Here is a 20808-nt window from a genome sequence, read left to right on the forward strand (position 1 = left end):
CCTGCGCGCACGATGACTGAAGCAAGCTCAAGCGTGCCTTCGGCATGGAGCGGTTGGAACCCGGCCAATCATTCCCCATTTGGTGGTTTGCATTCACTCCCCGTTTATTCTCCCATCTGGAGAAATTCCGGGACGGGTTGGTCTTTTAAGCGGCAACATTTTTATATTTCCACAAGGCAACATGATATGCTACCAATTTTACGCATGTAACTGTTTATCCATTCGCAGCGGCGGCATCGCGCTGTCCGCGTCGGTTGGGCGCCATGTTAAGTTGTGAATATATTCGAGTATAGGAAAGTTGAATGCTGCCATTTATTGCTGTAGGCCTTGTTGCAGGAGTGGGTATTGCGATTTATAAAAAATACAATAATCCACAAGATAAAGTAGTTCCGGTCGCGTCCGTATCCATAGGGAAGTTTGCCATATGGGGGCGTCCGAATGCCGGGAAAACTACCTTCATAAACCGTTTGTTGGGGAAAGCAACGGACTTCCAGCGGAAGGAGGCTACTACTGCCAAGACTGTTCACAAATTTATACCATTTATCAAGATCGCAGGCACGGACTATAAAATTAATGAAATCGTAGACATGCCGGGCACGCAGGATCGTCGCGGAGACTGGTTGGAACTGATTAAATCGCATGAACATGTTTTTTATTTGTTGAACCTGTCAAGAACGGATTCATCTTATATGGCCGAAGTGCGTAAGGATCTTTTTGAAACTGTTCGTGCTTTAAGAGCCTCCGGGAAGAGCAGAAAAAGGATTAATATTATTGCATCCCATGTTGATGAGTCTGGCTGGAAAAATATCAATCCGGCTGAGATTAATAATATTCTGCAAAATGATGATGATTTCCGAAAATTGTATGAAACGATCGATGACGTGGCGGGTTATGTGTACGCGGCTAATCTGACGGATACAGAAAATTTCCAACGCCTGATTGAAAGTGTCGTCAAAGATGCCATCGCTTGACTTGCCTAATTGCGCATATTTTTTTGCTCAGGCGCTGGATAATAGTGGTGAGGTTGAGTACTGGAGGATCAGTGCACAGGGTGCTCGTTATGATAAATTGGAGATGGCGGATCCGAAATTAGCTCTCATTCGAAAAAATATAGACGAAGCTGCGATGTTGGAGGCGTTTTATTTTTTTAAAAGTGAGACGCTGGATATCAGGATGAGTTTTGCTGGATCCGGTTTGATTTCAATCAGGCCAAGCACGCTCGACATTGATGGTCGAATATCACCGGTATTAATGATATTTAATGTGCATGGTGACTTGCGCCATCATGTTGCGACGGTAGTAAACGGAATTCTTGGGCAAATGGGACGTGATTTGAGTCGCGGTAGTGTCGCAGACGTTGAAAAACTTCAACGGATTTTGAATTTGCCCAGGCCGGTGCTGCTTTTTACTTTATTTCTTTCAAAAATCTGGAATAAAATCAATGGATAAATATGTCAGAAAAATCATATTTGTGGATGAAATTTTCCTCGAAGATTTGAATCAGATTTCAAGGCGTGACAGGGAAGAATTTTCCGATCCGGGATTGGACACAAAAGTAATTGCGCTACCTCTTTCTCCGGCGAAAATTGATGAAGTTACGGCGCTTGTCGATCCTTCGGCGATTCGTCCAGGAAGTATCGTTGTTAGGCCGGGCTATACTGACCAGTTCGTTCCTGTGGACGGTTTTTCTGAGGATCTGATGAATCGGAAATACGGTCTTTTTGTGCAGCTTTGTATTGCCTTGGGTGCGAAGAATGTTTCCGTCAGCAATATTGATAATGTCTCGCTTGGAAGTGATGCTGAGCTGGGAATGGAGGCGGGGGTGGGTGCACGCGCGCCATTGGCAAGCGGTAGCGCTGAATTTTCATCAAAAACGTCGGGGCTGACGGAAAATGTCAGCAAAAGCATCATGGAAATGAATACATCCGCGTCTGGTGGCGAACCCGACTTTGAAAAGGCCGACACTATAATTTGCCAGTATGGGCTGCAAAAAGATTCACTATTCACGGATATGCTGGGAATGTGCAGGGTTGCAACGAACAGGCTAAGCAGGCATGAGCTATCGCTGGACTTTTCGACCGATGTGAAGAGAATTTTTGATTCATCTATTCACGCAAAAATCAAGGTCATGAGCAAGCTATATGAAGGTAATGTGGATTTCGAGAAAGCAAAACGGTCTGTCGAGCGGACCCGGACTGCGACAAAACTTTCTGTCGTAGTGCAATTTTAAGTGAGGCAAGACTCCGAGATATTTGACCAGGCTGATTCCTGGTCTCGTTTCCGCATGGCGCCCCCGTTTTACAGATGCTGCTGTATCTATTATTTATAGATAATCGTTCGACTGCCTGTCGCTATTGGCCGGCCCTGCCGCGTCAGTCGCGCGGCAGTTCGCGGATTTCTACCGTGCCCCCTGCGTTCAGTACGGGGTTTCCGATTAACAATTTTTTTGCATCGTTTATACTTTCAGCTTGCACACGCAGATAGCCTGACAAGTGCGGCGTCACCGGCCTGGTTTGGCCGGAGCGGTGGACGCAGACGCCGGGGCCGATGGAGCTGCCGCCGAGGAAGCGGCCGCTGGCCCGCAGCATGGCAAAGTAGTCGTCCCAGACGGGCGTGGCGACTTCCATCGGTGTTTCCGTGTCGTCATGCATGAAGATGATGTAATCGTTCATTCCTTTTCTCCTGTGCCGCGCAATAATAAGTAGAGAACTGAATCAGGTATCCGATCAAGCGCGCACATGATTTTTACCCTGTTACCGTGTCAGTCCGTAGAGACAAGCTGTCCGGCCATGTCATTTTTGGAGCGTACATCGTGCCGATAAAGTATGTTGATTTTTATGAGGTAAATTACACGGCGGAACCCTTGCGGGGCTGCAAGCTGTGGGGCGCCTACGTCGCCATCTATGCCCCTACCGCCAACCCCATGCACAGGGCGAACCTCGTGAAGAAGCGCCGGGTGTCGGCCGATCACCAGTTTGCGACGGAAGCGGACGCCGTCGCCGAGGCGGGCGAGGCGGCCGTCAAGCTGGTCGAGCGGCGTCGGCGCCGCTACGTCTTCCATCCCTGATGCCACTGCGCCGCATCCTGCAGCGCGCGCCACGGCAGGATCTGCACGCGGCCCGAATGCACGGCTTCCAGCTTCACGTGCGTGACGGGCTCATCGGGCGTGGCCGTTGCGCATAGCCCGATGACCAGGAAGTGTTTTTCCTTGTTGGCTGGCGTGACGGCCGTCCATTTGCTGTTGAGTAATTTGCTCGGACGCAAATTATTGCGATTGGCACGGTGCATGGCGGCTCCCGGATTGGCGTGATGGTGATGTTGCCATTATCATGCACTACCCGCCATGCACGAGGATCGCCATGAAACGCCAGCTGCACCTGCTTGTCATCGACCCGCAAAACGATTTTTGCGACTTGCCCGCCGCCTGGCTGCCGCCCGATGCGGCGCCGGCCCTGGCCGTGCCCGGCGCCCATGCCGACATGCTGCGCGTGGCGCAGCTGATCCGCGAAGGGGGAGCGGGCTTGACGCAGATCAGCATCACCCTCGACGCCCACCACCGCTTCGACATCGCCCACCCCGCCTTCTGGCGCACGGGCGACGGCGGTGCCGTCGCGCCGTTCACGCAGATCGGCGCGCAGCAGGTGCGCGACGGCCTGTTCCGGCCCGCCGCCGGCGCCTTGCCGCGCGCGCTGGCCTACCTTGACGCCCTGGAGCAGGCCGGGCGCTACCGGCTGATGGTGTGGCCCGTGCACTGCGAAATCGGCAGCTGGGGCCAGAATGTGCACGCGGCCGTGCGCGCCGCCTACAACGCGTGGGAAGTGGCCCACCTGCAAGTGGTGGCCAAGCTGAGCAAGGGTTCCAATCCGTGGACCGAGCATTACTCGGCCGTCATGGCCGAAGTGCCGGACGCGCAGGATGCGGCCACCCAGCTCAACCGCGCTTTCCTCGACTCCCTGCTGCCGGCGCAGCAACTCTACATCTGCGGCGAGGCGGGCAGCCATTGCGTGAAAGCGAGCACGGAACATATCGCCGACTACATGGAAGCCCAGCAGGGCAAGCCGGCCCTGTCGCGCCTGGTGCTGCTGACGGACTGCATGAGTCCCGTCACGGGTTTTGAACGGCAGCAGCGCGACTTTATTGCCGGAATGCAAGAGCGCGGCGTGCGGCTGGCAACTTCCGCCGACGTCGTGCCCGAATTGCTGGCCAACGTGCCGGCCTGAGCCGCTGTCGATCATGCCCTGCTGAAATGCTTGCGGTGGCGTACTATTCTGCCTTCAGGAAGTTGGAGAAAACACACATGACCCCGATAGTGCGCAGTTTGCTGGAAACCGATCTGTATAAATTTACAATGTGGCAAGCTTTGCTGCACGGTCACCCGAATACCCACACCGAATACGAATTTGTCTGCCGCAATACGCCCGTCTTCCCCCTGGCGGAACTGAAGGGCGAGCTGGAAGAGCAGCTCGACCACCTGTGCGCGATGTCGTTCGCCGACGACGAGCTGGCCTATCTGCGCACCCTGCGCTTCATGAAGAGCGATTTCGTCGACTTTTTGACGGTGTTCCGCTTCCAGCGCAAATTCATCGACGTCAGCACGGACGGCGACACCCTGCTCGTGCATGCGGCCGGGCCGCAGGTACACGTGATGGGCTTCGAGATTTTCGTGCTGTACATCATCAACGAGCTGTATTTCCGCCGTTTCGACCTCGATGCGGCCATGCGCGAAGGGCGCCACCGCCTGGGCTTGAAAGTGGAAGCCGTGAAGGAATTCGGCAAGTTGCCGAGGCGCAAGCATCCGTTTGAATTTTCCGACTTCGGCGTGCGCCGGCGTTTTTCCGGCGCCTGGCATGACGAGGTGGTACAGCGGCTGGCGCGCGAGGTGCCCGAGTATTTCAAGGGCACGTCGAATGTCTACCTGGCGAAAAAGCTCGGCATCGTGCCGATCGGCACCATGGCGCATGAATACATGCAGTCATTCCAGTCGTTCGGCGTGCGCCTGCGCGACTTCCAGAAGGCGGCACTGGAAGACTGGGTGCAGGAATACCGGGGCGACCTGGGCATCGCCCTGACGGACGTGGTCGGCATGGATGCCTTCCTGGCCGACTTCGACCTGTATTTCGCCAAGCTGTTCGACGGCTTGCGCCACGATTCGGGCGACCCCGTCGAGTGGGGCGAGAAGGCGCTGGCCCACTATGCGGCCCTGCGCATCGACGCCAATACCAAGCGCCTCGTGTTTTCGGACGGCCTGGACCTGGACAAGGCGTTTGCCCTGTACCAGCACTTTGCCGACCGCATCATGACGGGTTTCGGCATCGGCACCAATCTGACCAACGACGTCGGTTTGACGCCGCTCAACATCGTCATGAAGCTGGTGCGCTGCAACGGCCAGTCCGTGGCGAAATTGTCGGATTCGCCGGGCAAGACCCTGTGCAAGGATGAAACTTTCCTCGCGTATTTGCGGCAAGTGTTCCACCACCCCGCGGCTTGACGGCGGCAGGGCTGGCGCTGACGGCTTAAAAACCCGTCAGCACGGTGTTCATATGCTCGACCTGCGGCGGGGCGGCGAAAAATTCGCCGACGAGGCCGCGCCAGGCCTGGAAGTCCTCGCTGCCGCGGAAATGCACGGTATGGTCTTCCAGGGTGGTCCAGCCCACCACGAGGCGGTAGGCGTCGCCGTTTTCGATCGAGCGCTCCAGGCGCATCGACTCGCAGCCGCGCGCGCGCTGGAACAGGGGCACGGCTTGCGCCACGGCCGCTTCGAAGGCTGCGTGCGTGGCCGATTTGATCTGGATATGGGCAATTTCATAAATCATGGCAAGTTCCACTGTGGAATGAAGGAACGTCGATCTTGCCATAATTTCGTCGCGCGGGGGAGGGCGTCAGCCTGCCAGCGCATGGGCCCCCGCATCGGCGCGCCGCCCGCCCGCGTGGCTGGCCGTGCGCTGTTCGATGTCGCAGCCATTGCATGCCTGCACGATGGCGTGCACCCGCTCCCGTTCCTGCGCCGTGCCGACGGCGACGATGAGGCGGAACATGCCGCGAAATGCCGTGGTGCCATAGTTACGGCCGTACATATGGTTGTCACCGCCAAACACGGTGTTGATGGCCCGCTCGAGGCGGCCCGTGAGGGTGTCGCGATTGCCGACGGTAAAATTGCCCTGTACGGGACCGGCTTCGTCGTCGCCCGCGTCCAGCTGCACCGCATGGGGGGCGAAACCGTCGGCCAGCAGGGCGCCGCGGGCCCGCTCGGCATCGGCGAAATGGTCGAAGACGCGGATCAGCGTGCCGCCGAGGGGAGTGCTCATGGAGGTACTCATGGCCAGGCTTTCAAAGAGGGTCGTCTGGATTTGACCTGCGAGCCTTGAAATAATTCTGTCTCAGCCTCGAAATGCCTGCATTGAGTGGCAAAAGTTTGATAAATATCCAGTATGGCTGCCAAGTCGCGCTAAGATACGCCTTGCGGCGCAGGGTGCCGATGGCGATACGGTGACGATCTTTCATAGGAGAACCAAATGGCAGCGAAGAAAATTCTGTTTTTGACCGGCGATTTTGCAGAAGATTATGAAACGATGGTGCCGTTCCAGGCCCTGCTGATGCTGGGCCATACCGTGCATGCCGTCTGCCCCGGCAAGAAGGCCGGCGAGACGATCAAGACGGCCATCCACGACTTCGAGGGCGACCAGACCTACACGGAAAAACCGGGCCATCTGTTCACCCTCAACGCCAGCTTTGACGAGATCGATCCGGCCCATTACGACGCCGTGATGATCGCCGGCGGCCGCGCGCCCGAATACCTGCGCCTGAATGAGAAAGTCATCGCCGCCGTGCGCCATTTCGCCGAGGCGGGCAAGCCCGTCGCCGCCGTCTGCCACGGCGCGCAATTGCTGGCCGCCGCCGACGTCATCCGCGGCAAGCGCATTTCCGCCTATCCCGCCTGCGCGCCGGAAGTCAACCTGGCGGGCGGCGCGTACGCCGACATCGCCGTCACGGACGCCGTCACGGATGGCCAGTTCGTCACGGCGCCCGCCTGGCCCGCCCATCCGGCCTGGCTGGCGCAGTTCGTCAAGCTGCTGGGCACCGAGATCCATTTGTAACCTTTACCAGCCCGGCAGGCCGCAGCGTTTGCCGGGCGCACCACTTTTCAGATTCGAGTTCCACATGCATGCGCCGCGCAGTCAACCTTCCCGCAAACAACTTCCAGCCTCGCGCTGGCGCCAGCGCCGCCTGGCGCAAGCCGCATCGGGCCTGAGCGCCGCGCAGGAACGCCAGCTGGCCACCCTGCACGACATCTCCACCCTGCTGGCGGGACAGCACGCCATCGATGCCCTGTGCCGCGGCTTTTTGCGCCACGTGATGCAGTTCGCGCAGGCCGAAGGCGGCACCGTGCGCATCCTTGATCCGCAACAAGATACCGTGCATATCATTGTGCACGAGGGTATTTCCGACGCCATGGTGGAAGAGGAGCATTGCATCCGTAACAACGATTGCCTGTGCGGTGCCGCCGTGGCGCAAGGCGTGATCCAGATCCGCGATTTCCGCCAGGTCGACGCCTTGCAGCGCTACCGTTGCCAGGACGAAGGTTTTATCGCCATCGCCGTTTTTCCCATCCTCGCGCGCGACCAGGTGGTGGGCAGTTTTTCGCTGCACTTTGCGCGGCCGCAAGCGGTGCATGCGCAGCAGCAGGGCTGGCTGGAGACGCTGGGCCAGAGCCTGGGCATCGCCATCGAAAACCAGCGCCTGATCGCGCGCGAAAAGGAGTTCGCCGTGGCGCGCGAACGCAGCCTGCTGGCCGAAGGCTTGCATGACAGCATCGCGCAAAGCTTGAACTTCATCAGCCTGCAAGTGCAGATGCTCGACGATTCCGTGCGCCGGGGCCAGCTCGACGAAGCGGCCGAAGTGTTGCCGCTGATGCGCATGGGTGTCGAACAAAGCTACCAGGACGTGCGCGAGTTGCTGGTTAACTTCCGCACGCGCTGGCATGGCAGCGACCTGGAAAGCAAATTGTCCGAAGTGCTGGCCAAGTTCGAGCTGCAGACGGGCGTCGTCGGCAGCCTGGACATGAGCGGCAACGGCGCGCCGCTGGCGCCCGAGCAACAATTGCAGATCCTGTTCATCGTGCAGGAAGCGCTGTCGAATATCCGCAAGCATGCGCAAGCGAGCAATGTGGCGCTGCGCGTGGAGAACGGGCGCGATTTCACGCTGCAGGTGCGCGACGACGGCGAAGGCTTCGCGGCCAACCTGCGCGACAAGAAAACGGAATTGCAGATCGGCTTGCGTATCATGCAGGAACGGGCCGAGCGTCTCGGGGCGCAATTTGCCATCGACAGCACGCCCGGCGGCGGCACGACGATTTCGCTGGCCCTGCCGGCAGCCCGGCGCCAGGCCGCGTAACAGATGATTCACCCCTATCAGGCAGAAGAAACAAACATAGTGAACGCTCCAATCAAAATCCTGCTGGTCGACGACCACACCTTGCTGCGCAGCGGCGTCAAGCTGCTGCTGCAGCGCAATCCTCAGTTCCAGGTGGTGGGCGAGGCAGCGAACGGGCTCGACGGCGTCAGGCTGGTGGCCGAATTGCAGCCCGACGTGGTGCTGATGGACTTGAACATGCCCGGCGTGTCCGGCGTCGAGGCGCTGCAGCTGATCCTGCAGGATTGGCCGCAGATGGTCGTGCTGATGCTGACCGTGTCGGAAAACGCGGCCGACCTGGGCGCGGCCCTGCGCGCGGGCGCCCGTGGCTACCTGTTGAAAAATATCGAAGCCGAGCAGCTGGGCCAGGCCATCGGCCGCGCCGCGGCCGGCGAATCCGTGATTGCCGACGCCATGACGGCCAAGCTGGTGTCGCAGTTCCGCGCGGGCCAGAACGCGCCCCAGGCCGATTATGACAAATTGACGCCGCGCGAGCGCGAAGCCATGGCCTGCCTGGCGCAAGGGCTGAGCAACAAGGAAATCGCGCGCCAGCTGGACGTGGCCGAAAGCACGGTGAAAATCCACGTGCAGAACATCCTCAAAAAGCTCAAGCTGAGCAGCCGCGTGCAGATTGCCGTATATGCGGTCGAGCGTGAGTTAAGTAAATAAGAGTACCTGTATAAGCTACTGCGCGTCGCGATTTGCGACCTCCGATGCTCACTGTGCTCAAGCACAGTTCCGCTTCTCTGTCGCAACTCGCTGCCGCTCGCTACGGTTCTGCTAGGCACTCTAAAAATCAAACAAAGCGCAAATAGTGGGCAGGGAATGCGCGATTGTTTGATCTGCATGGCGTTACGGCCTAGACAACCCTAGTTCCTTTGACGTATGGCCTTGACCGTGCCGGCCCATTACACTCTTAGTCATTCGCTAATCTAATAAGAGAGTGTCATGCATAAGGTCAACGTCGATGGCTTGCTGTCGAGCCAGGCTCTGTTCCGCCATATTTCCCCTTCGCAATTAGAGCAATTGCGCCAGGATGTCGTGCGCGTCGAAGTGGAAAAAGGCAAAGTGCTGTTCCGCAAGGGCGAAGTGGCGGAAGGCGCCTATGTGGTGGTCTTCGGCCTCGTCAAGCTGAGCGTGTTTTCCATGGAAGGGACCGACAAGGTCCTGGAACTGATCCGTCCCGGCCAGAGCTTCGGCGAAGCCATGATTTTCCTCGATGAACCGTATCCCTTCTGCGCCGAAGCGCTCGAGCACTGCCTGCTGCTGCGCATCCCGCCGCACGCGCTGCTGCGCCTGCTGGACCAGTCGCCCCGCATCGCGCGCCAGATGATGAACAGCCTGTCGCACCACCTGATGGGTTTCATCCGCAACGTGGAGCGCTGCTCCGTGCAGAACGCCACCCAGCGCGTCGTCGAGTATCTGCTGCAGGCATCGGACCAGCAGCGTTCCAACGAGGTCAAGCTGGACCTGAAGAAAAGTTTATTGGCATCGTTCCTGAACCTGGCGCCCGCCACCCTGTCGCGCGTGCTGCACCAGCTGACGGACTTGCATTTGATTAAAGTCAGCGGTTCGCTGATCCAGATCCAGCCCGATGCGCTGAAAACCTATCGCCACGGCTCCGCCGCGGCCATGCTGAATTAAGCTCTTTCAGCAGGCAAGGTCAGCCGCCAGAACAGCAGGGCGAGCAAGCTGACCGCCGCGCCCAGCGCGCATACCCCATGCCAGCCCGCCAGCGCATACACGCCGGTGGCGGCAATCGCACCGACTCCGCTTCCCACCGCATAAAACAGCATGTAGCACGCCACCAGGCGGCTGTGCGCGTCGCTGTCGTCCTTGAAGATCAGGCTCTGGTTCGTCACGTGGACGGCCTGGCCCGCCAGGTCCAGCGCGATGATGCCGACGACCAGGGGCCACAGGGCCGCGCCCGCAAAGCTGAGCGGCAGCCACGCGGCCAGCAGCAACAGCAGGGCCGCGCCCGTCGTCCACTGGGCGCGGCCCTTGTCGGCCAATGCTCCGGCCCGCGCCGCGCCCAGCGCGCCGATCACGCCGACCAGGCCGAAGGCGCCAATGGCCGCATGGCTGTAGCCCTGCGCCGTCAGGGGCAGCACGAGGGCGCTCCAGAAAATATTGAACACGGCAAACATCAGCAGGGCCAGCATGCCGCGCACGCGCAGCACCTTGTTGTGCATCAACATATCCACCATGGAAGCGAGCAGGGCGCCGTAAGCCAGTTGTTGCTTGCCTGGCTGCGCCGGCGGCAGCTTGCGCCACAGCAGCAACAGCAGGGCGCAGGCGATGGCGGCCGAGACAAAATACACGGCGCGCCAGTCGGCGATATCGGCCACCACGCCGGACAGGGTGCGCGCCAGCAGCAAGCCGATCACCACGCCGCCCTGCGCCATGCCGACGACCCTGCCCCGCTCGTGGCTGGCCGCCGCGCTGGCCGCATAGGCGATCAAGCCCTGCGTCATGGCCGTGCCCAGCAAGCCCACCAACAGCATGCCGCCCAGCAACGCTGCCGTGGAACGGGCGCAGCCCAGCGCCGCCAGGGTGAGGGCCAGCAAGCCCAGCTGGAACAGGGTCAGGCGGCGCCGGTTCAGCATGTCGCCCAGGGGCACGAGCAAGAGCAGGGCCAGCGCGCAGCCGAGCTGCGTGGCCGTGATGACCATGCCGCTGGCCGCCTCCGTCATGCCGAATTCCTGCGCCAGCGTGGCGAGCAAAGGCTGGGCGTAATACACATTGGCCACGCTGAGACCGGCCGCACAGGCAAACAGCCAGACGAGGGAGGGGGAAAGTGTGGTCGTGAGGGGAGGGTTCGTATCGCGCATAAGAATGGCTTTAAGTGGTTTCAAATTAAAACTAGTTGGAGTCTACGCCGGGAAGTTTTAAAATGCAACCACTCAATCAAGGAGAGACCCCGTGGCCAAGCGCAAGAGCCTGAAAACCGACCCCTGTCCCGTGGCGCGCGCGCTCGACGCGATCGGCGAGCGCTGGTCGCTCTTGATCGTGCGCGACGCCTTCGACGGCATGCGCCGGTTCGGAGAATTCCAGAAAAGCCTGGGCGTGGCGAAGAACATCCTGGCAGACCGCCTGCACACGCTGGTGGAGAAGGGCATTTTTACCATTGCGCCCGCCTCGGACGGCACGGCCTACCAGGAATATGTGCTCACGCCCAAGGGGCTGGCCCTGTTTCCCGTCGTCGTCGGCTTGCGCCAGTGGAGCGAGGCGCAACTGTTTGAGCAAGGCGAGGCGCATTCCACCCTGCTGCAGCGCGGCTCAGCCTTGCCCGTGCGCCGCATGGACGTGCTGGCCGAGGATGGCCGCGTGCTGCAGGCGGGCGATACCGTCGTGCAGAAGGTAGGGACGCCATGAGCCGCACGGTGGCCGTCATCGGCGGCGGCATCACGGGCGTCACCACGGCGTATGCGCTGGCGAAACGGGGCATCGATGTCACCTTGATCGAGCGCCACCGCTATGCGGCCATGGAAACGTCGTATGCGAACGGCGGGCAATTGTCGGCCTCGCACGCGGAAGTGTGGAACCACAGGGCGACGATTTTGAACGCGCTGAAATGGATGGCGCGGCGCGACGCGCCGCTGCTGCTGCATCCCTGGCCCAGCTGGCACAAGCTGAGCTGGTTTGCGGAGTTTCTCGCCGCCATGCCGGATTACGAGCGCAACACCATCGCCACGGCGCGCATGGCGATTGCCGCGCGCGCACATCTGTTTGCATGGGCGGAAGCAGAAAACATAGCTTTCGACCATCGCCGCGCCGGCATCCTGCACGTGTACCGGGACCGGCGCGGCTTCGAGCGGGCGGCCGGCGTGTCGCGCCTGCTGGCGCAGGCAGGGCTGGAGCGGCGCGCCGTCACGCCGGCCGAAATGCGCGCCATCGAACCGGCCCTGCACGGCAACTTTTACGGCGGCTACTACACGGACAGCGATTCCACGGGCGACATCCACAAATTCACCAGCGGCCTGGCCGATGCCTGCGCCCGCCTGGGCGTGGTCTGCCGCTACGGCGCGCAGGTGACGGCGCTGGCGCGCGAGCACGGCCAGGTGCGCGTCAGCGTGGGCGAGGACAGCAGCGTGTTCGACGCCGTCGTCATCTGCGCGGGCACGGCCAGCCGCGCCATGGCGGCCATGCTGGGCGACCATGTCAACGTGTATCCCGTGAAAGGCTATTCGATTACCGTGCAGCTCGATGACGACGCCAGCCGCGCGGCGGCGCCGTCCGTCAGCCTGCTCGACGATGCGACCAAGCTGGTCAGCAGCCGCCTGGGCGAGGACCGGTTAAGAGTGGCGGGCACGGCGGAATTCAACGGCGTCAATGACGACATCCGCGCCGACCGCATCCGCCCCTTATTGCAGTGGGTGCAGCAGTGCTTTCCTGAAGTCAATACGCGCAAAGTGATCCCGTGGGCGGGCCTGCGCCCCATGCTGCCGGCCATGCTGCCGAAAGTGGGGCCGGGCAAGGCGCCGGGCGTGTACTACAACACGGGCCACGGCCACCTGGGCTGGACCCTGGCGGCCGCCTCGGCGGAGATGGCGGCAGAGGCGCTGCTTAATTCTTCGGCAATAAATCGCTGAGCGCGGCGCGGCCCTTGACGGTGAGGAAGGGGCCGACCTTGCTGTAGGGCATTAAAAAATCGTTTTCGCAGCCGCTGCCGTTCGCGTCTTCCCAGAACGACACGCCTTCGGGCTTCAATGACAGGTGGAAGCGGCCGCGGCCGTCGTAATCCGTGCCCTTGCATTCGGCGTCGATTGCCACATCCTTGAAGAGGGCCTGGCGCAGGCGGTCCGGCAATTCGGCCTTGTCGTCGCCATCGCTGGCGCTGGCGCCAAACCAGTTCCACACGTCCGTTTCCTGGCCCGTTTTCACGTCCCAGGTGCGGAAGCGGATGGAAATGCCGCTGGCGCCATAGCCGGCCGCCCAGCGGTAGAATTTGACCGTCACCCAGCGCGGCGACCAGTAGGTCGGTTCCGCATACACTTCGTCTTCCGTCGTGAAACCGTTGCGGCCCAGGTATTCGCGGCGCGTGGCATAGAAATCGGCCAGGTCCTTCTTGTTCTTGGCCAGCACGGCGCGCAGCTGCGCATTGATTTTTGCAATGCCGTCGCCGGACGCCATCAGTTCCACGGTGATGGTGTCGCCCACTTGCAGGTTGCGGTATTGCTTGCCTTCGAAGGTAATGGGTTTGCTGACCTTGGTGCCGGGAAAGTCTTCCAGCGCCAGGTTGTAGGCGTCGCTGGCGCAGGACGGGTGTTCGCGGTCGCCCGCCGCTTGCAGCAGGGTCAAGGCCAGCGGCAGGGTCTTGCCGCTTCTGGGCTCCGTCCAGGTGCCGGTGAGCTTGCCGCCCTGCGGCGCGTCGAGGCGCCACGTGCCCGTCGTGTCGCCCTTGGCGTCGGACTCGCTCCACTCGCTCTTGCCGTTCGCCATGGACAGCATGATCGGTGTCTTGTAGCGCGTGTAGTAGTAATTGCCGCTGCGGTCAGCCCCTTGCGTGGGGCTGGGCTGGTTGAAGCAGGCGACGATATTCGCCTTGCCCAGGGTGCCCTGCCACACGCCTTGCACGGGCGTATCGCCAGCCATGGCGATATGGCAGGCGGGCAGGGTCAGGCAAGCAAACAGAAAGCGGCGCATCGGTAGTTCCTTTCGTGGGCGAAGGCCGATTCTACATGGCCCCGCCCACGAGATGCCACACGTCAACTTATTTGGCCGGACGCTCCTGCGCCACCACGGCCATCGCCGCGCCCAGGTATTGCACCATGGCGGCGTCGACGAAGCTGCCTTCCATCAAGCGCGGTTCCTGCTGGTGCGCCTGGCGGAACTTCAGCTGCGTGGCCGGGTCCGTGCCCGCATACGAGCGGAACAGGTCCAGCCACTGCCGCGCCAGCTGCAGCACGGCCGGGTCCGTGGGCGGCGTGCGCGCATCGATGGCGGCGCGCACGGCGGCGATCAGGGCCGGCCACTCGCCCGAGCGCCTGCCGTAGTTGGCGAGTAAATACGCATATTCCTGCTCATCGAGGAAAGGCCGGTACAGCGCAATGCGCGAGGCGTTGAAGGCGGCGAGGATGAACTGCATCAGTTCCGCATCGATGCTGGTGGTAGCCTGCATCGATGGTTCCTGCTCGTGCATGCTGTTCAGGCGCGCGAACAGGCCCGGGTGGGCGCCCGTGTCGCGCACCAGCTTGACCATCCATTCCGTGGCCAGCGCCTGCGCCTGCGCATCGTCCGGGCTGGCGCCCGCGTCCCTGGCAGCGCGCACGCGCGTCACCAGTGCCTTCCATTCCTGTTCCACGGCGCTATCTGTCAGCAGCGGCATCCGTTGCAGTTCTTCCTCGGTAAAGTATTTGTCGTACATGGTCATCAACTCCATTGTGGTGAGCCACTCGGCCAGTTCCGGTGCCTGCCCCTGCGCCAGTTGCGCCTGCAAGGTGCGCAGGCGTTCGCGCAGGGTGGAAGCCTGCGCGATCTGGCGTTCCAGCATGGCGATTTGCTGCGCCACGATGGCGCTCAAGGGCAGGTCCGGGCCGGCGAGTGCGTTGGCGATATCGGCCAGCGACAACCCGAACTTGCGCAGCGCCATGATCCGGTGCAGCCGGTCCATGTCGCCGTGCTGGTACAGGCGGTAGCCAGCTTGCGTGCGCGCCGAAGGCGAGAGCAGGCCGATGCTGTCGTAGTGGTGCAGGGTGCGGATGCTCAAGCCTGTCATCTTGGCCAGTTCACCGATTTTCAACAGCATCGTTTGCTCCTTTCCTGGTGCGTACACACAGCATCGACCATGACGTTGCGTCAGGGTCAACGGATATTTTCAGCTGATTGTCAGCCGCTGCCGCAATTCCTGCAGCAGGGTGCCTGTTTTCGGCGTCAGCTGGCGCGCCAGCGGCCACGCCAGGTACAGGGGCAGGCCCGGCGTGGCCAGTGCCGGCAGCACTGCCACGATGGCGCCGGTGGCCAGGTGTTCCTGCACCAGCCAGGTGGCCAGCTGGGCCACGCCCAGGCCGGCCAGCACGGCGGCCGTGCGCGCTTCCGCGTCGCCCGCCGTCATGCGCGGCGACGCCGGGCGGTATTCCATCTGCCCGCCATGTTCATCGTCCGGGAACAGCCACGGCATGGGCGAGCCATCGCCGCGCCCGTAGGCGATGCAGGCGTGGCCGTCGAGGTCCGCGATGGATGCCGGCGCGCCGCGCCGCGCCAGGTAGGCGGGCGCCGCGCACAGGATCAGCTGTTCATCGCCCAGGTGCATCTGCCCCAGCGCGGCGGGCCAGTGCGATGGCGCGCCGATGCGCACGGCGATATCGATGCGCTCCTCGAACAGGTCGACGAAGCGGTCGCTGAAGGCGATGGCCGGCTGCAGGCGCGGATATTTTTCGCACAGATCGATCAGCGCCGGCATCACGCGAAGCCGGCCGTACGCGGCGGGCACGCCGATGCGCACCTGGCCCGCCAGTTCCGCCGCATGGTCGGCCAGCACGTCTTCCGCATCCGCCAGTTCCTGCAGCACGCGCTTGCAGGTGGCGTAGTAGGCGCGGCCCGCGTCGCTCAGTGTCAGGCGGCGCGTGCTGCGCTGGAACAGCAGCACGCCCAGCCGTTCCTCCAGCCGCGCCACGCTCTTGCTGACGGCCGAGCTGCTCAGGTGCAGGCGCTCGGCCGCCTTCGTAAAACTGCCCGCGTCGGCCGTGGCGAGAAAGGGCGTGAGGCCCTTCAGATGTTCCGATGAAAACATGATCCGCGAATTTTATTCATGAATGAGGTGAAATAGTATCGCGGATAAGAATTTGCGTCGCGGATATGATGGTTTTTTCTTTCGGAGCTACTCACTCATGCACAAACACGCCCTCATCATCGGCGCCAGCGGCGTCATCGGCAGCAAGCTGGCCACGCATCTGCTCGGCGAAGGCTGGCAGGTGACGGGCGTCTCGCGCGGCCGCACGCCCGTTCCCGCCGGCTGCACGGCCCTGCGGTTCGATGCGACGGACGGCGCGGCCGTCGCCGCCGCGCTGGCGGGTGTCGACGCCAGCCACGTCTTCTTCACGGCCTGGGCGCGCCAGGAAAATGAGCAGGAAAACATCCGCGTCAACGGCGCCATGGTGGCCAATGTGCTGGCCGCGCTGGGGCCGAACGGCCACCTGCGCCATGCGGCCCTGGTGACGGGTCTCAAGCACTACCTGGGACCGTTCGACGCGTATGGCAAGGGAGCAGTGCCCGTCACGCCGTTCCGCGAAGAGCAGGGCCGCCAGCCCGTGGAGAATTTTTACTATGAACAGGAAGACCGCCTGTTTGAAGCGGCCGCGGAGTACGGCTTTACGTGGAGCGTGCACCGGCCGCACACCATCATCGGCTATGCGCTGGGCAATGCCATGAACATGGGCCTGACCCTGGCCGTGTACGCGCATTTATGCAAGGCCAGCGGCGCGCCCTTCGTCTTCCCCGGTTCGCCCGCGCAGTGGCACGGCTTGTCCGACATGACGGACGCGGGCCAGGTCGCGCGCCACCTGGCGTGGGCGGCGGACAGCCCTTGCGCGCGCAACGAAGATTTTAATATCGTCAATGGCGACGTGTTCCGCTGGAAGTGGCTGTGGCCGCGCCTGGCCGCGTATTTCGGCATCGAAGCGGCGGCCTTGCCGGAAACCATGGCGCCGCTGGGCGGCCGCATGCACGACGCGCCCGCCCGGTGGCGTGCGATTGCCGAGCAGCATGGGCTGGCGGAGCTTGATGTCGGCCGCCTGGCCTCGTGGTGGCATACGGATGCCGACCTGGGCCGGCCGATGGAAGTGATGACGGACATGGGCAAGAGCCGCAAGGCGGGTTTCCTCGACTACCAGGATACGCACGATGCCTTCATTCATCTGTTCGAGAAATTGACGGCCGAGCGCATCATTCCGCGCTGACGCTGTCCGCTGCGGCCGGTGGCGGCATTGCAGCCGCTGCCGCATGCGCCGCATTTGCCTTGTGCCGCTGCGCCCGCTGCCATTCCAGGCCCGGGCGGTCGACGCGGAACTGCAGCAGGCGCCCCTGCACCACTTCCGTCACGTAGGCAGTGCGGCCATCGGGGCCGCCAAAGGTGATGTTACTGGGTTTGGCGCCGGGCACGCTGATCTCGCGCAAGATGCGTCCCTGCGGCGACAATTTCACCACCGTGCCCTTGCCGTAGCGCGTCACGTACAGGTTGCCGTCGACGTCCACGCGCATGCCATCCATGCCGAAGTCGTCGAACTTGATCAGCAGGCGCTTGCCGCCCAGGCTGCCGTCCGCGGCGATGTCGTACATCCAGATATTGCGCTGCACGCTTTCATTCACGTACAGAATCTTGCCGTCGGGGCTCACTTCGATGCCGTTGGCCGTGCCCATGGTGTCGAGCGCCAGGGTCACCGTGCCATCTTGCGCGATGCGCCACACGCGGCCCGTGTTTTCCTTCCAGTTCGGGTCGCTCGCATACAGCACGTCGTCGGCCGTGATGGCGATGTCGTTCGGCTGCGTCATGCGCGGCTCGCGCGCGTGGATGGTGAGCGCGCGCGTGGCCGGGTCGACCAGGTAGATCGTGTGCTCCATGTAGTCGGCCAGATACATCTGGCCACGGCTGCCGAAGCGGATGCCGTTGGCGATGCTGGCGCCGGGCAGGGTCAGGTAGACCTCGGCAACGCCGCCGGGGCTGACCTTGCCGATGGTTTGCTGGCGCGCAAAGTTGACGGCGTAGATATTGCCGTCGGCATCGACGGCCGGCCCTTCGATGCCCTTGGTAAAGGAATGCGCGGCGGTCAGGGTGGTAGCGAGGAACAGCGTTTCGTGCGCGGGCGGGCTGGCGCAGGCGGACAGGCTGGCCAGCGCGGCGGCCAGCACGGCGGCGCGCAGCGACGCCAGGGCGGTTCGGGAATGAGGCATCAAGGTTCTCTGTGTGGCAACGGTGGCGTATGTTACCCGACGCGCAGCGAGCGGGGCGCCAAGCTAGGCGGCCACCACGACGAGGTCGGGGAAGTCGTCCTGCCAGCCGGCCCATGCATCCTGCAGGTGCGCGTGCATGCCGGCCCGGTCTTGCGCCAGATCAAAGGCGTCCGCGCTGGCCAGCAGAAAATGGGCGATGGCGCGCAAGGTGGCCGGGTCGGCCTGTATCGTCACGTCGGAGCAGGGCAGTGGACGTTCGGCGGCCTCGTCTTGCAGATAGCAGTGCAGCGATAAATGTGTGGTCATGAGCTTCAGTTGTTGATGTAGGCGCCCAGCATGGCGTGTGCGTTCAGTGCGGCGCGGGCCGCTTCCAGTTCCCCGGGCTGCAGGTGCCAGAAGATCCAGCCGGCATGTTCTTCACAGCGGCCATGGGCTTGCATCGCAGCGCGCAGCGCTTGCCGGCGCTCGGGCGGCAGCGCATCCAGTTTGGCTTGCGTGAAACCGTTGATGGCATATGCATCGCGCAGGTGCGCATCTTGCAGCCCGCGCCGCTTGATGGCGGCCCAGTTATTTGCCGGGCAAGGAGTGCCAAAGGTCATCGGATGGGCCGCATCAAGCTGCCGGTAGCCGAGTGCGTAGCCGGTGCCATAGCCCTGCGTTTCAGCGTAGCAGTACACATATTCGCAATGCTCAAACAGGCCGGGTATGGCCCGCGCACCGTCGAACAGCGGCGCCAGCGCAAGCTTGCTGGCGCGTATGGACAGAACCAGCTCCGAGTCCGATGAATACATGGCCTGCGCGTCGCAGTTGACGGCCTCGTAAGCTTCGTCGGGCGGTACGAGACGCGGCGAAAGCAGTCCGATGCTGTTGGTCTCTGGCGCGAACAGCATCTTCTCGTAATTTCGCTGTGAGAACTTGACGATTTTGCCACGCTTGTTGCCGTAGCGCTCGACGGGTTCGCCGATGTGCGCGAACCAGGCAAACAGCTGCGCGCTGGCCGCAGCGGCAATGAAGGGGGTATTTTTCTTGAATTCGCCTACGAGGAAGTGATATTGGTCCATATGTCGTTATGAGGGGGGGGCAACGCGCATGATGCCATGCGCGGGCACCTGGCGCCAGCGCGCGCACCGCAGCGATGGCGCCGGATGGGAGCGATAGAAAAAGATGCACGGCAGGACGGCGCAACGGCCGGCTTGAGGCGTATGATGGAAATACGGATGTGGTTGCCGCAAGGCAGTGCGACGGGCTCGCGCCAGCACGTTCTGCAGATTTTTTTCGTGGTTTTGGCAGCAGTAACAACGAGGAGACATCATGGACAAACCCGAATTCATCCTGGCCGCCAAGGCCATGGAAACCCTTGAGATGTATCAAACGTTTTATGGCCATTCGCAGGAATACCAGGCGCACCAGCAGGAAGTGCTGAAACTGCTGCGCCACAAGGGCGCCTCCCTGCTGGTGTCCGAGCATGGCCCGGCGAAGTTTTTATTGGCGTTCGCCGATGCGCTGGAAGTGGCGCACTTGCCGGGCGAGTATGTGCCGTTGAGCCGAAGGTAGGGGGCGCGGGGGCCTGGCTGTTTAATGGCTGCCAGGCTGCAGGGGCGCTAGCAAATCGATCCACCTATGCTTTTGCCATTGCGCAAGTTAAAGCCGAAGTGGCACCGATAGCCGTCATGATCCCGGACACAGGAAACATTTTCCTTATCGCGCTGCCGATAGCCTTTCTCCAAACTGCAGCGTTCTTTCGAATCCGTAGCCATGGAGTCAAACATGTCCTTGGCAACGGCCCCCGTGACCATGAAAGCAATCTTGCGGTCATGCGGTGTGGGCGGCTGTTGCTCGCCCAAGGTATTCGAATAGATCAGATAAGTACCCTTGAACTGTTTGTCTGCGCCTCAGTCGCTGTTGCCACCTGCATAGACCGTTGAAAACAGGGTGAGGGCGCTCAGTGCCATAGGCCATAGTGTTTTCATATCAGGTTCTCAGTTCCAGATGGATGTGATGGTCGTGATTTTTGCATGGCGTCACGAATGGAATGTGGGTATCGTTAAACAGCACCCTGCGCGCGCTGGCATGGGCACGAAAAAGTGCGATGAGCTTGGCCGTCTCGGCTTGATCGTAGTCTCTGTCATACCAATCAACAGGGAGTTGAAGGCCGTCGTTGCGCAGCGGGCGAATGTCCACCTCCAGGCCGGATTTGCGGGCTGAGTGCTGGCCATAGGCGGTTCCGTTAGCCAGACTGATGTTGCCAATGCCAAATTGCCGGTCATCGACCGCTTGCCATTCGCGCTCCACATACAGGAGCGCCATCATCATGTTCGGGTGCGCATATTGACCCGCGCCCCTGCCCGGGGTGCCATAGACGTAATATCCCGCACCTTGCGGAGCCTGCGGCAGGATGAAAAAACCGCGCTTGTCCCCGGGCTGTACTTCGAGCATGGCCGACTCCGCTATACGCAACGCTGGGGGAACTGGCATTGTTTCGCATCCGTTCCATCCGTGATTGCGCCAGCG

At 61.7% G+C, this 20808-nt stretch carries 26 protein-coding genes; 14 read left to right on the top strand and 12 right to left on the bottom strand.

Features of this window, described 5'->3' with window-relative positions:
- Window positions 1-302: 302 nt before the first annotated feature.
- Genes AC07VI_RS16470 through AC07VI_RS16480 form a run of 3 tightly spaced genes read left to right on the top strand, consistent with a single transcriptional unit; the run spans window position 303 to window position 2230 of the window.
- Window positions 303-971, top strand: coding sequence for a GTPase (locus tag AC07VI_RS16470; RefSeq protein ID WP_492992863.1), 669 nt, complete (start codon window positions 303-305; stop codon window positions 969-971).
- Entirely contained in the window at window positions 958-1449 is a 492-nt protein-coding gene (locus AC07VI_RS16475; RefSeq protein ID WP_492992865.1) for a hypothetical protein, read from the top strand. The genes AC07VI_RS16470 and AC07VI_RS16475 overlap by 14 nt, the downstream gene beginning before the upstream one ends.
- On the top strand, window positions 1442-2230 hold the full coding sequence (locus AC07VI_RS16480) for a hypothetical protein (protein ID WP_086146320.1): 789 nt from the start codon (window positions 1442-1444) through the stop codon (window positions 2228-2230). Before AC07VI_RS16475 ends, AC07VI_RS16480 begins: the two co-directional genes overlap by 8 nt.
- Window positions 2231-2372: 142 nt before the next feature.
- Here the strand turns inward: AC07VI_RS16480 and AC07VI_RS16485 are convergent, their stop codons facing one another.
- Window positions 2373-2672, bottom strand: a complete 300-nt coding sequence (locus tag AC07VI_RS16485) for a YciI family protein (RefSeq protein ID WP_086146319.1) — start codon at window positions 2670-2672, stop codon at window positions 2373-2375.
- A 140-nt stretch (window positions 2673-2812) separates the two neighbouring features.
- Between AC07VI_RS16485 and AC07VI_RS16490 the strand changes: the two genes are divergently transcribed.
- Window positions 2813-3067, top strand: a complete 255-nt coding sequence (locus tag AC07VI_RS16490) for a hypothetical protein (RefSeq protein ID WP_086146341.1) — start codon at window positions 2813-2815, stop codon at window positions 3065-3067.
- On the opposite strand, the gene AC07VI_RS16495 is transcribed toward AC07VI_RS16490, so the two are convergent.
- Window positions 3049-3288 carry a TIGR02450 family Trp-rich protein gene (locus AC07VI_RS16495; protein WP_086146318.1) on the bottom strand — a complete coding sequence of 80 codons (240 nt, stop codon included), beginning with the start codon at window positions 3286-3288 and terminating at the stop codon, window positions 3049-3051. The two genes, AC07VI_RS16490 and AC07VI_RS16495, sit on opposite strands and share 19 nt — an antisense overlap.
- 71 nt (window positions 3289-3359) lie before the next feature.
- Between AC07VI_RS16495 and AC07VI_RS16500 the strand changes: the two genes are divergently transcribed.
- Both AC07VI_RS16500 and pncB read left to right on the top strand, forming a co-directional pair.
- Complete coding sequence (locus tag AC07VI_RS16500) at window positions 3360-4220, top strand: cysteine hydrolase family protein (RefSeq protein WP_492992868.1); 861 nt, start codon at window positions 3360-3362, stop codon at window positions 4218-4220.
- Between the two features lie 77 nt (window positions 4221-4297).
- A complete protein-coding gene (gene pncB, locus AC07VI_RS16505) occupies window positions 4298-5488 on the top strand; it encodes a nicotinate phosphoribosyltransferase (RefSeq protein WP_086146316.1) in 1191 nt (396 codons plus the stop codon).
- Between the two features lie 25 nt (window positions 5489-5513).
- On the opposite strand, the gene AC07VI_RS16510 is transcribed toward pncB, so the two are convergent.
- Together AC07VI_RS16510 and AC07VI_RS16515 are read right to left on the bottom strand one after the other, a co-directional pair.
- A complete protein-coding gene (locus AC07VI_RS16510) occupies window positions 5514-5813 on the bottom strand; it encodes an antibiotic biosynthesis monooxygenase family protein (protein WP_086146315.1) in 300 nt (99 codons plus the stop codon).
- 66 nt (window positions 5814-5879) lie between these two features.
- Window positions 5880-6305, bottom strand: a complete 426-nt coding sequence (locus AC07VI_RS16515; RefSeq protein WP_492992871.1) for a hypothetical protein — start codon at window positions 6303-6305, stop codon at window positions 5880-5882.
- Window positions 6306-6512: 207 nt separating this feature from the next.
- Here AC07VI_RS16515 and AC07VI_RS16520 point away from each other — a divergent pair, with 207 nt between their 5' ends.
- From AC07VI_RS16520 to AC07VI_RS16535, 4 genes are all read left to right on the top strand, one after another.
- Window positions 6513-7094 carry a DJ-1/PfpI family protein gene (locus AC07VI_RS16520; protein ID WP_492992873.1) on the top strand — a complete coding sequence of 194 codons (582 nt, stop codon included), beginning with the start codon at window positions 6513-6515 and terminating at the stop codon, window positions 7092-7094.
- Between the two features lie 64 nt (window positions 7095-7158).
- Complete coding sequence (locus AC07VI_RS16525; protein WP_086146312.1) at window positions 7159-8391, top strand: GAF domain-containing sensor histidine kinase; 1233 nt, start codon at window positions 7159-7161, stop codon at window positions 8389-8391.
- A 3-nt stretch (window positions 8392-8394) separates the two neighbouring features.
- Entirely contained in the window at window positions 8395-9078 is a 684-nt protein-coding gene (locus AC07VI_RS16530; protein ID WP_172404772.1) for a response regulator, read from the top strand.
- Window positions 9079-9357: 279 nt separating this feature from the next.
- Window positions 9358-10053, top strand: coding sequence for a Crp/Fnr family transcriptional regulator (locus tag AC07VI_RS16535; protein WP_070221800.1), 696 nt, complete (start codon window positions 9358-9360; stop codon window positions 10051-10053).
- Here the strand turns inward: AC07VI_RS16535 and AC07VI_RS16540 are convergent.
- Window positions 10050-11240, bottom strand: a complete 1191-nt coding sequence (locus AC07VI_RS16540) for an MFS transporter (protein ID WP_492992876.1) — start codon at window positions 11238-11240, stop codon at window positions 10050-10052. The genes AC07VI_RS16535 and AC07VI_RS16540 overlap by 4 nt on opposite strands.
- A 91-nt stretch (window positions 11241-11331) precedes the next feature.
- On the opposite strand from AC07VI_RS16540, the gene AC07VI_RS16545 reads away from it, so the two are divergent.
- Together AC07VI_RS16545 and AC07VI_RS16550 are read left to right on the top strand one after the other, a co-directional pair.
- Window positions 11332-11784, top strand: coding sequence for a winged helix-turn-helix transcriptional regulator (locus AC07VI_RS16545; RefSeq protein ID WP_099374650.1), 453 nt, complete (start codon window positions 11332-11334; stop codon window positions 11782-11784).
- Window positions 11781-13001, top strand: a complete 1221-nt coding sequence (locus AC07VI_RS16550; RefSeq protein ID WP_099420764.1) for a D-amino acid dehydrogenase — start codon at window positions 11781-11783, stop codon at window positions 12999-13001. The genes AC07VI_RS16545 and AC07VI_RS16550 overlap by 4 nt, the downstream gene beginning before the upstream one ends.
- Here the strand turns inward: AC07VI_RS16550 and AC07VI_RS16555 are convergent.
- The 3 genes from AC07VI_RS16555 to AC07VI_RS16565 form a co-directional block, all read right to left on the bottom strand.
- Window positions 12976-14055 (bottom strand): hypothetical protein, encoded by a 1080-nt coding sequence (locus tag AC07VI_RS16555; RefSeq protein WP_492992878.1) that lies wholly within the window; start codon window positions 14053-14055, stop codon window positions 12976-12978. The genes AC07VI_RS16550 and AC07VI_RS16555 overlap by 26 nt on opposite strands.
- Window positions 14056-14122: 67 nt before the next feature.
- Window positions 14123-15157 (bottom strand): MerR family transcriptional regulator, encoded by a 1035-nt coding sequence (locus AC07VI_RS16560; protein ID WP_086146307.1) that lies wholly within the window; start codon window positions 15155-15157, stop codon window positions 14123-14125.
- Between the two features lie 69 nt (window positions 15158-15226).
- On the bottom strand, window positions 15227-16141 hold the full coding sequence (locus AC07VI_RS16565; RefSeq protein WP_099420767.1) for a LysR family transcriptional regulator: 915 nt from the start codon (window positions 16139-16141) through the stop codon (window positions 15227-15229).
- Between the two features lie 97 nt (window positions 16142-16238).
- Here AC07VI_RS16565 and AC07VI_RS16570 point away from each other — a divergent pair, with 97 nt between their 5' ends.
- Window positions 16239-17306, top strand: coding sequence for an SDR family oxidoreductase (locus tag AC07VI_RS16570; protein ID WP_099420768.1), 1068 nt, complete (start codon window positions 16239-16241; stop codon window positions 17304-17306).
- Here AC07VI_RS16570 and AC07VI_RS16575 read toward each other — a convergent pair.
- The 3 genes from AC07VI_RS16575 to AC07VI_RS16585 all read right to left on the bottom strand — a co-directional run bounded on the left by AC07VI_RS16575 (window position 17293) and on the right by AC07VI_RS16585 (window position 19358).
- On the bottom strand, window positions 17293-18297 hold the full coding sequence (locus AC07VI_RS16575; RefSeq protein WP_492992881.1) for an SMP-30/gluconolactonase/LRE family protein: 1005 nt from the start codon (window positions 18295-18297) through the stop codon (window positions 17293-17295). The two genes, AC07VI_RS16570 and AC07VI_RS16575, sit on opposite strands and share 14 nt — an antisense overlap.
- Before the next feature lie 63 nt (window positions 18298-18360).
- Window positions 18361-18603 carry an Imm32 family immunity protein gene (locus tag AC07VI_RS16580; protein ID WP_086146304.1) on the bottom strand — a complete coding sequence of 81 codons (243 nt, stop codon included), beginning with the start codon at window positions 18601-18603 and terminating at the stop codon, window positions 18361-18363.
- A 5-nt stretch (window positions 18604-18608) separates the two neighbouring features.
- Window positions 18609-19358 (bottom strand): hypothetical protein, encoded by a 750-nt coding sequence (locus tag AC07VI_RS16585; protein WP_492992883.1) that lies wholly within the window; start codon window positions 19356-19358, stop codon window positions 18609-18611.
- Between the two features lie 250 nt (window positions 19359-19608).
- Here AC07VI_RS16585 and AC07VI_RS16590 point away from each other — a divergent pair, with 250 nt between their 5' ends.
- On the top strand, window positions 19609-19851 hold the full coding sequence (locus AC07VI_RS16590; RefSeq protein ID WP_099374644.1) for a hypothetical protein: 243 nt from the start codon (window positions 19609-19611) through the stop codon (window positions 19849-19851).
- Between the two features lie 417 nt (window positions 19852-20268).
- On the opposite strand, the gene AC07VI_RS16595 is transcribed toward AC07VI_RS16590, so the two are convergent.
- Window positions 20269-20733 carry a hypothetical protein gene (locus AC07VI_RS16595; RefSeq protein ID WP_492992885.1) on the bottom strand — a complete coding sequence of 155 codons (465 nt, stop codon included), beginning with the start codon at window positions 20731-20733 and terminating at the stop codon, window positions 20269-20271.
- Window positions 20734-20808: the final 75 nt, after the last annotated feature.

It is taken from the genome of Janthinobacterium sp. GW821-FHT03A03, from assembly GCF_059421435.1.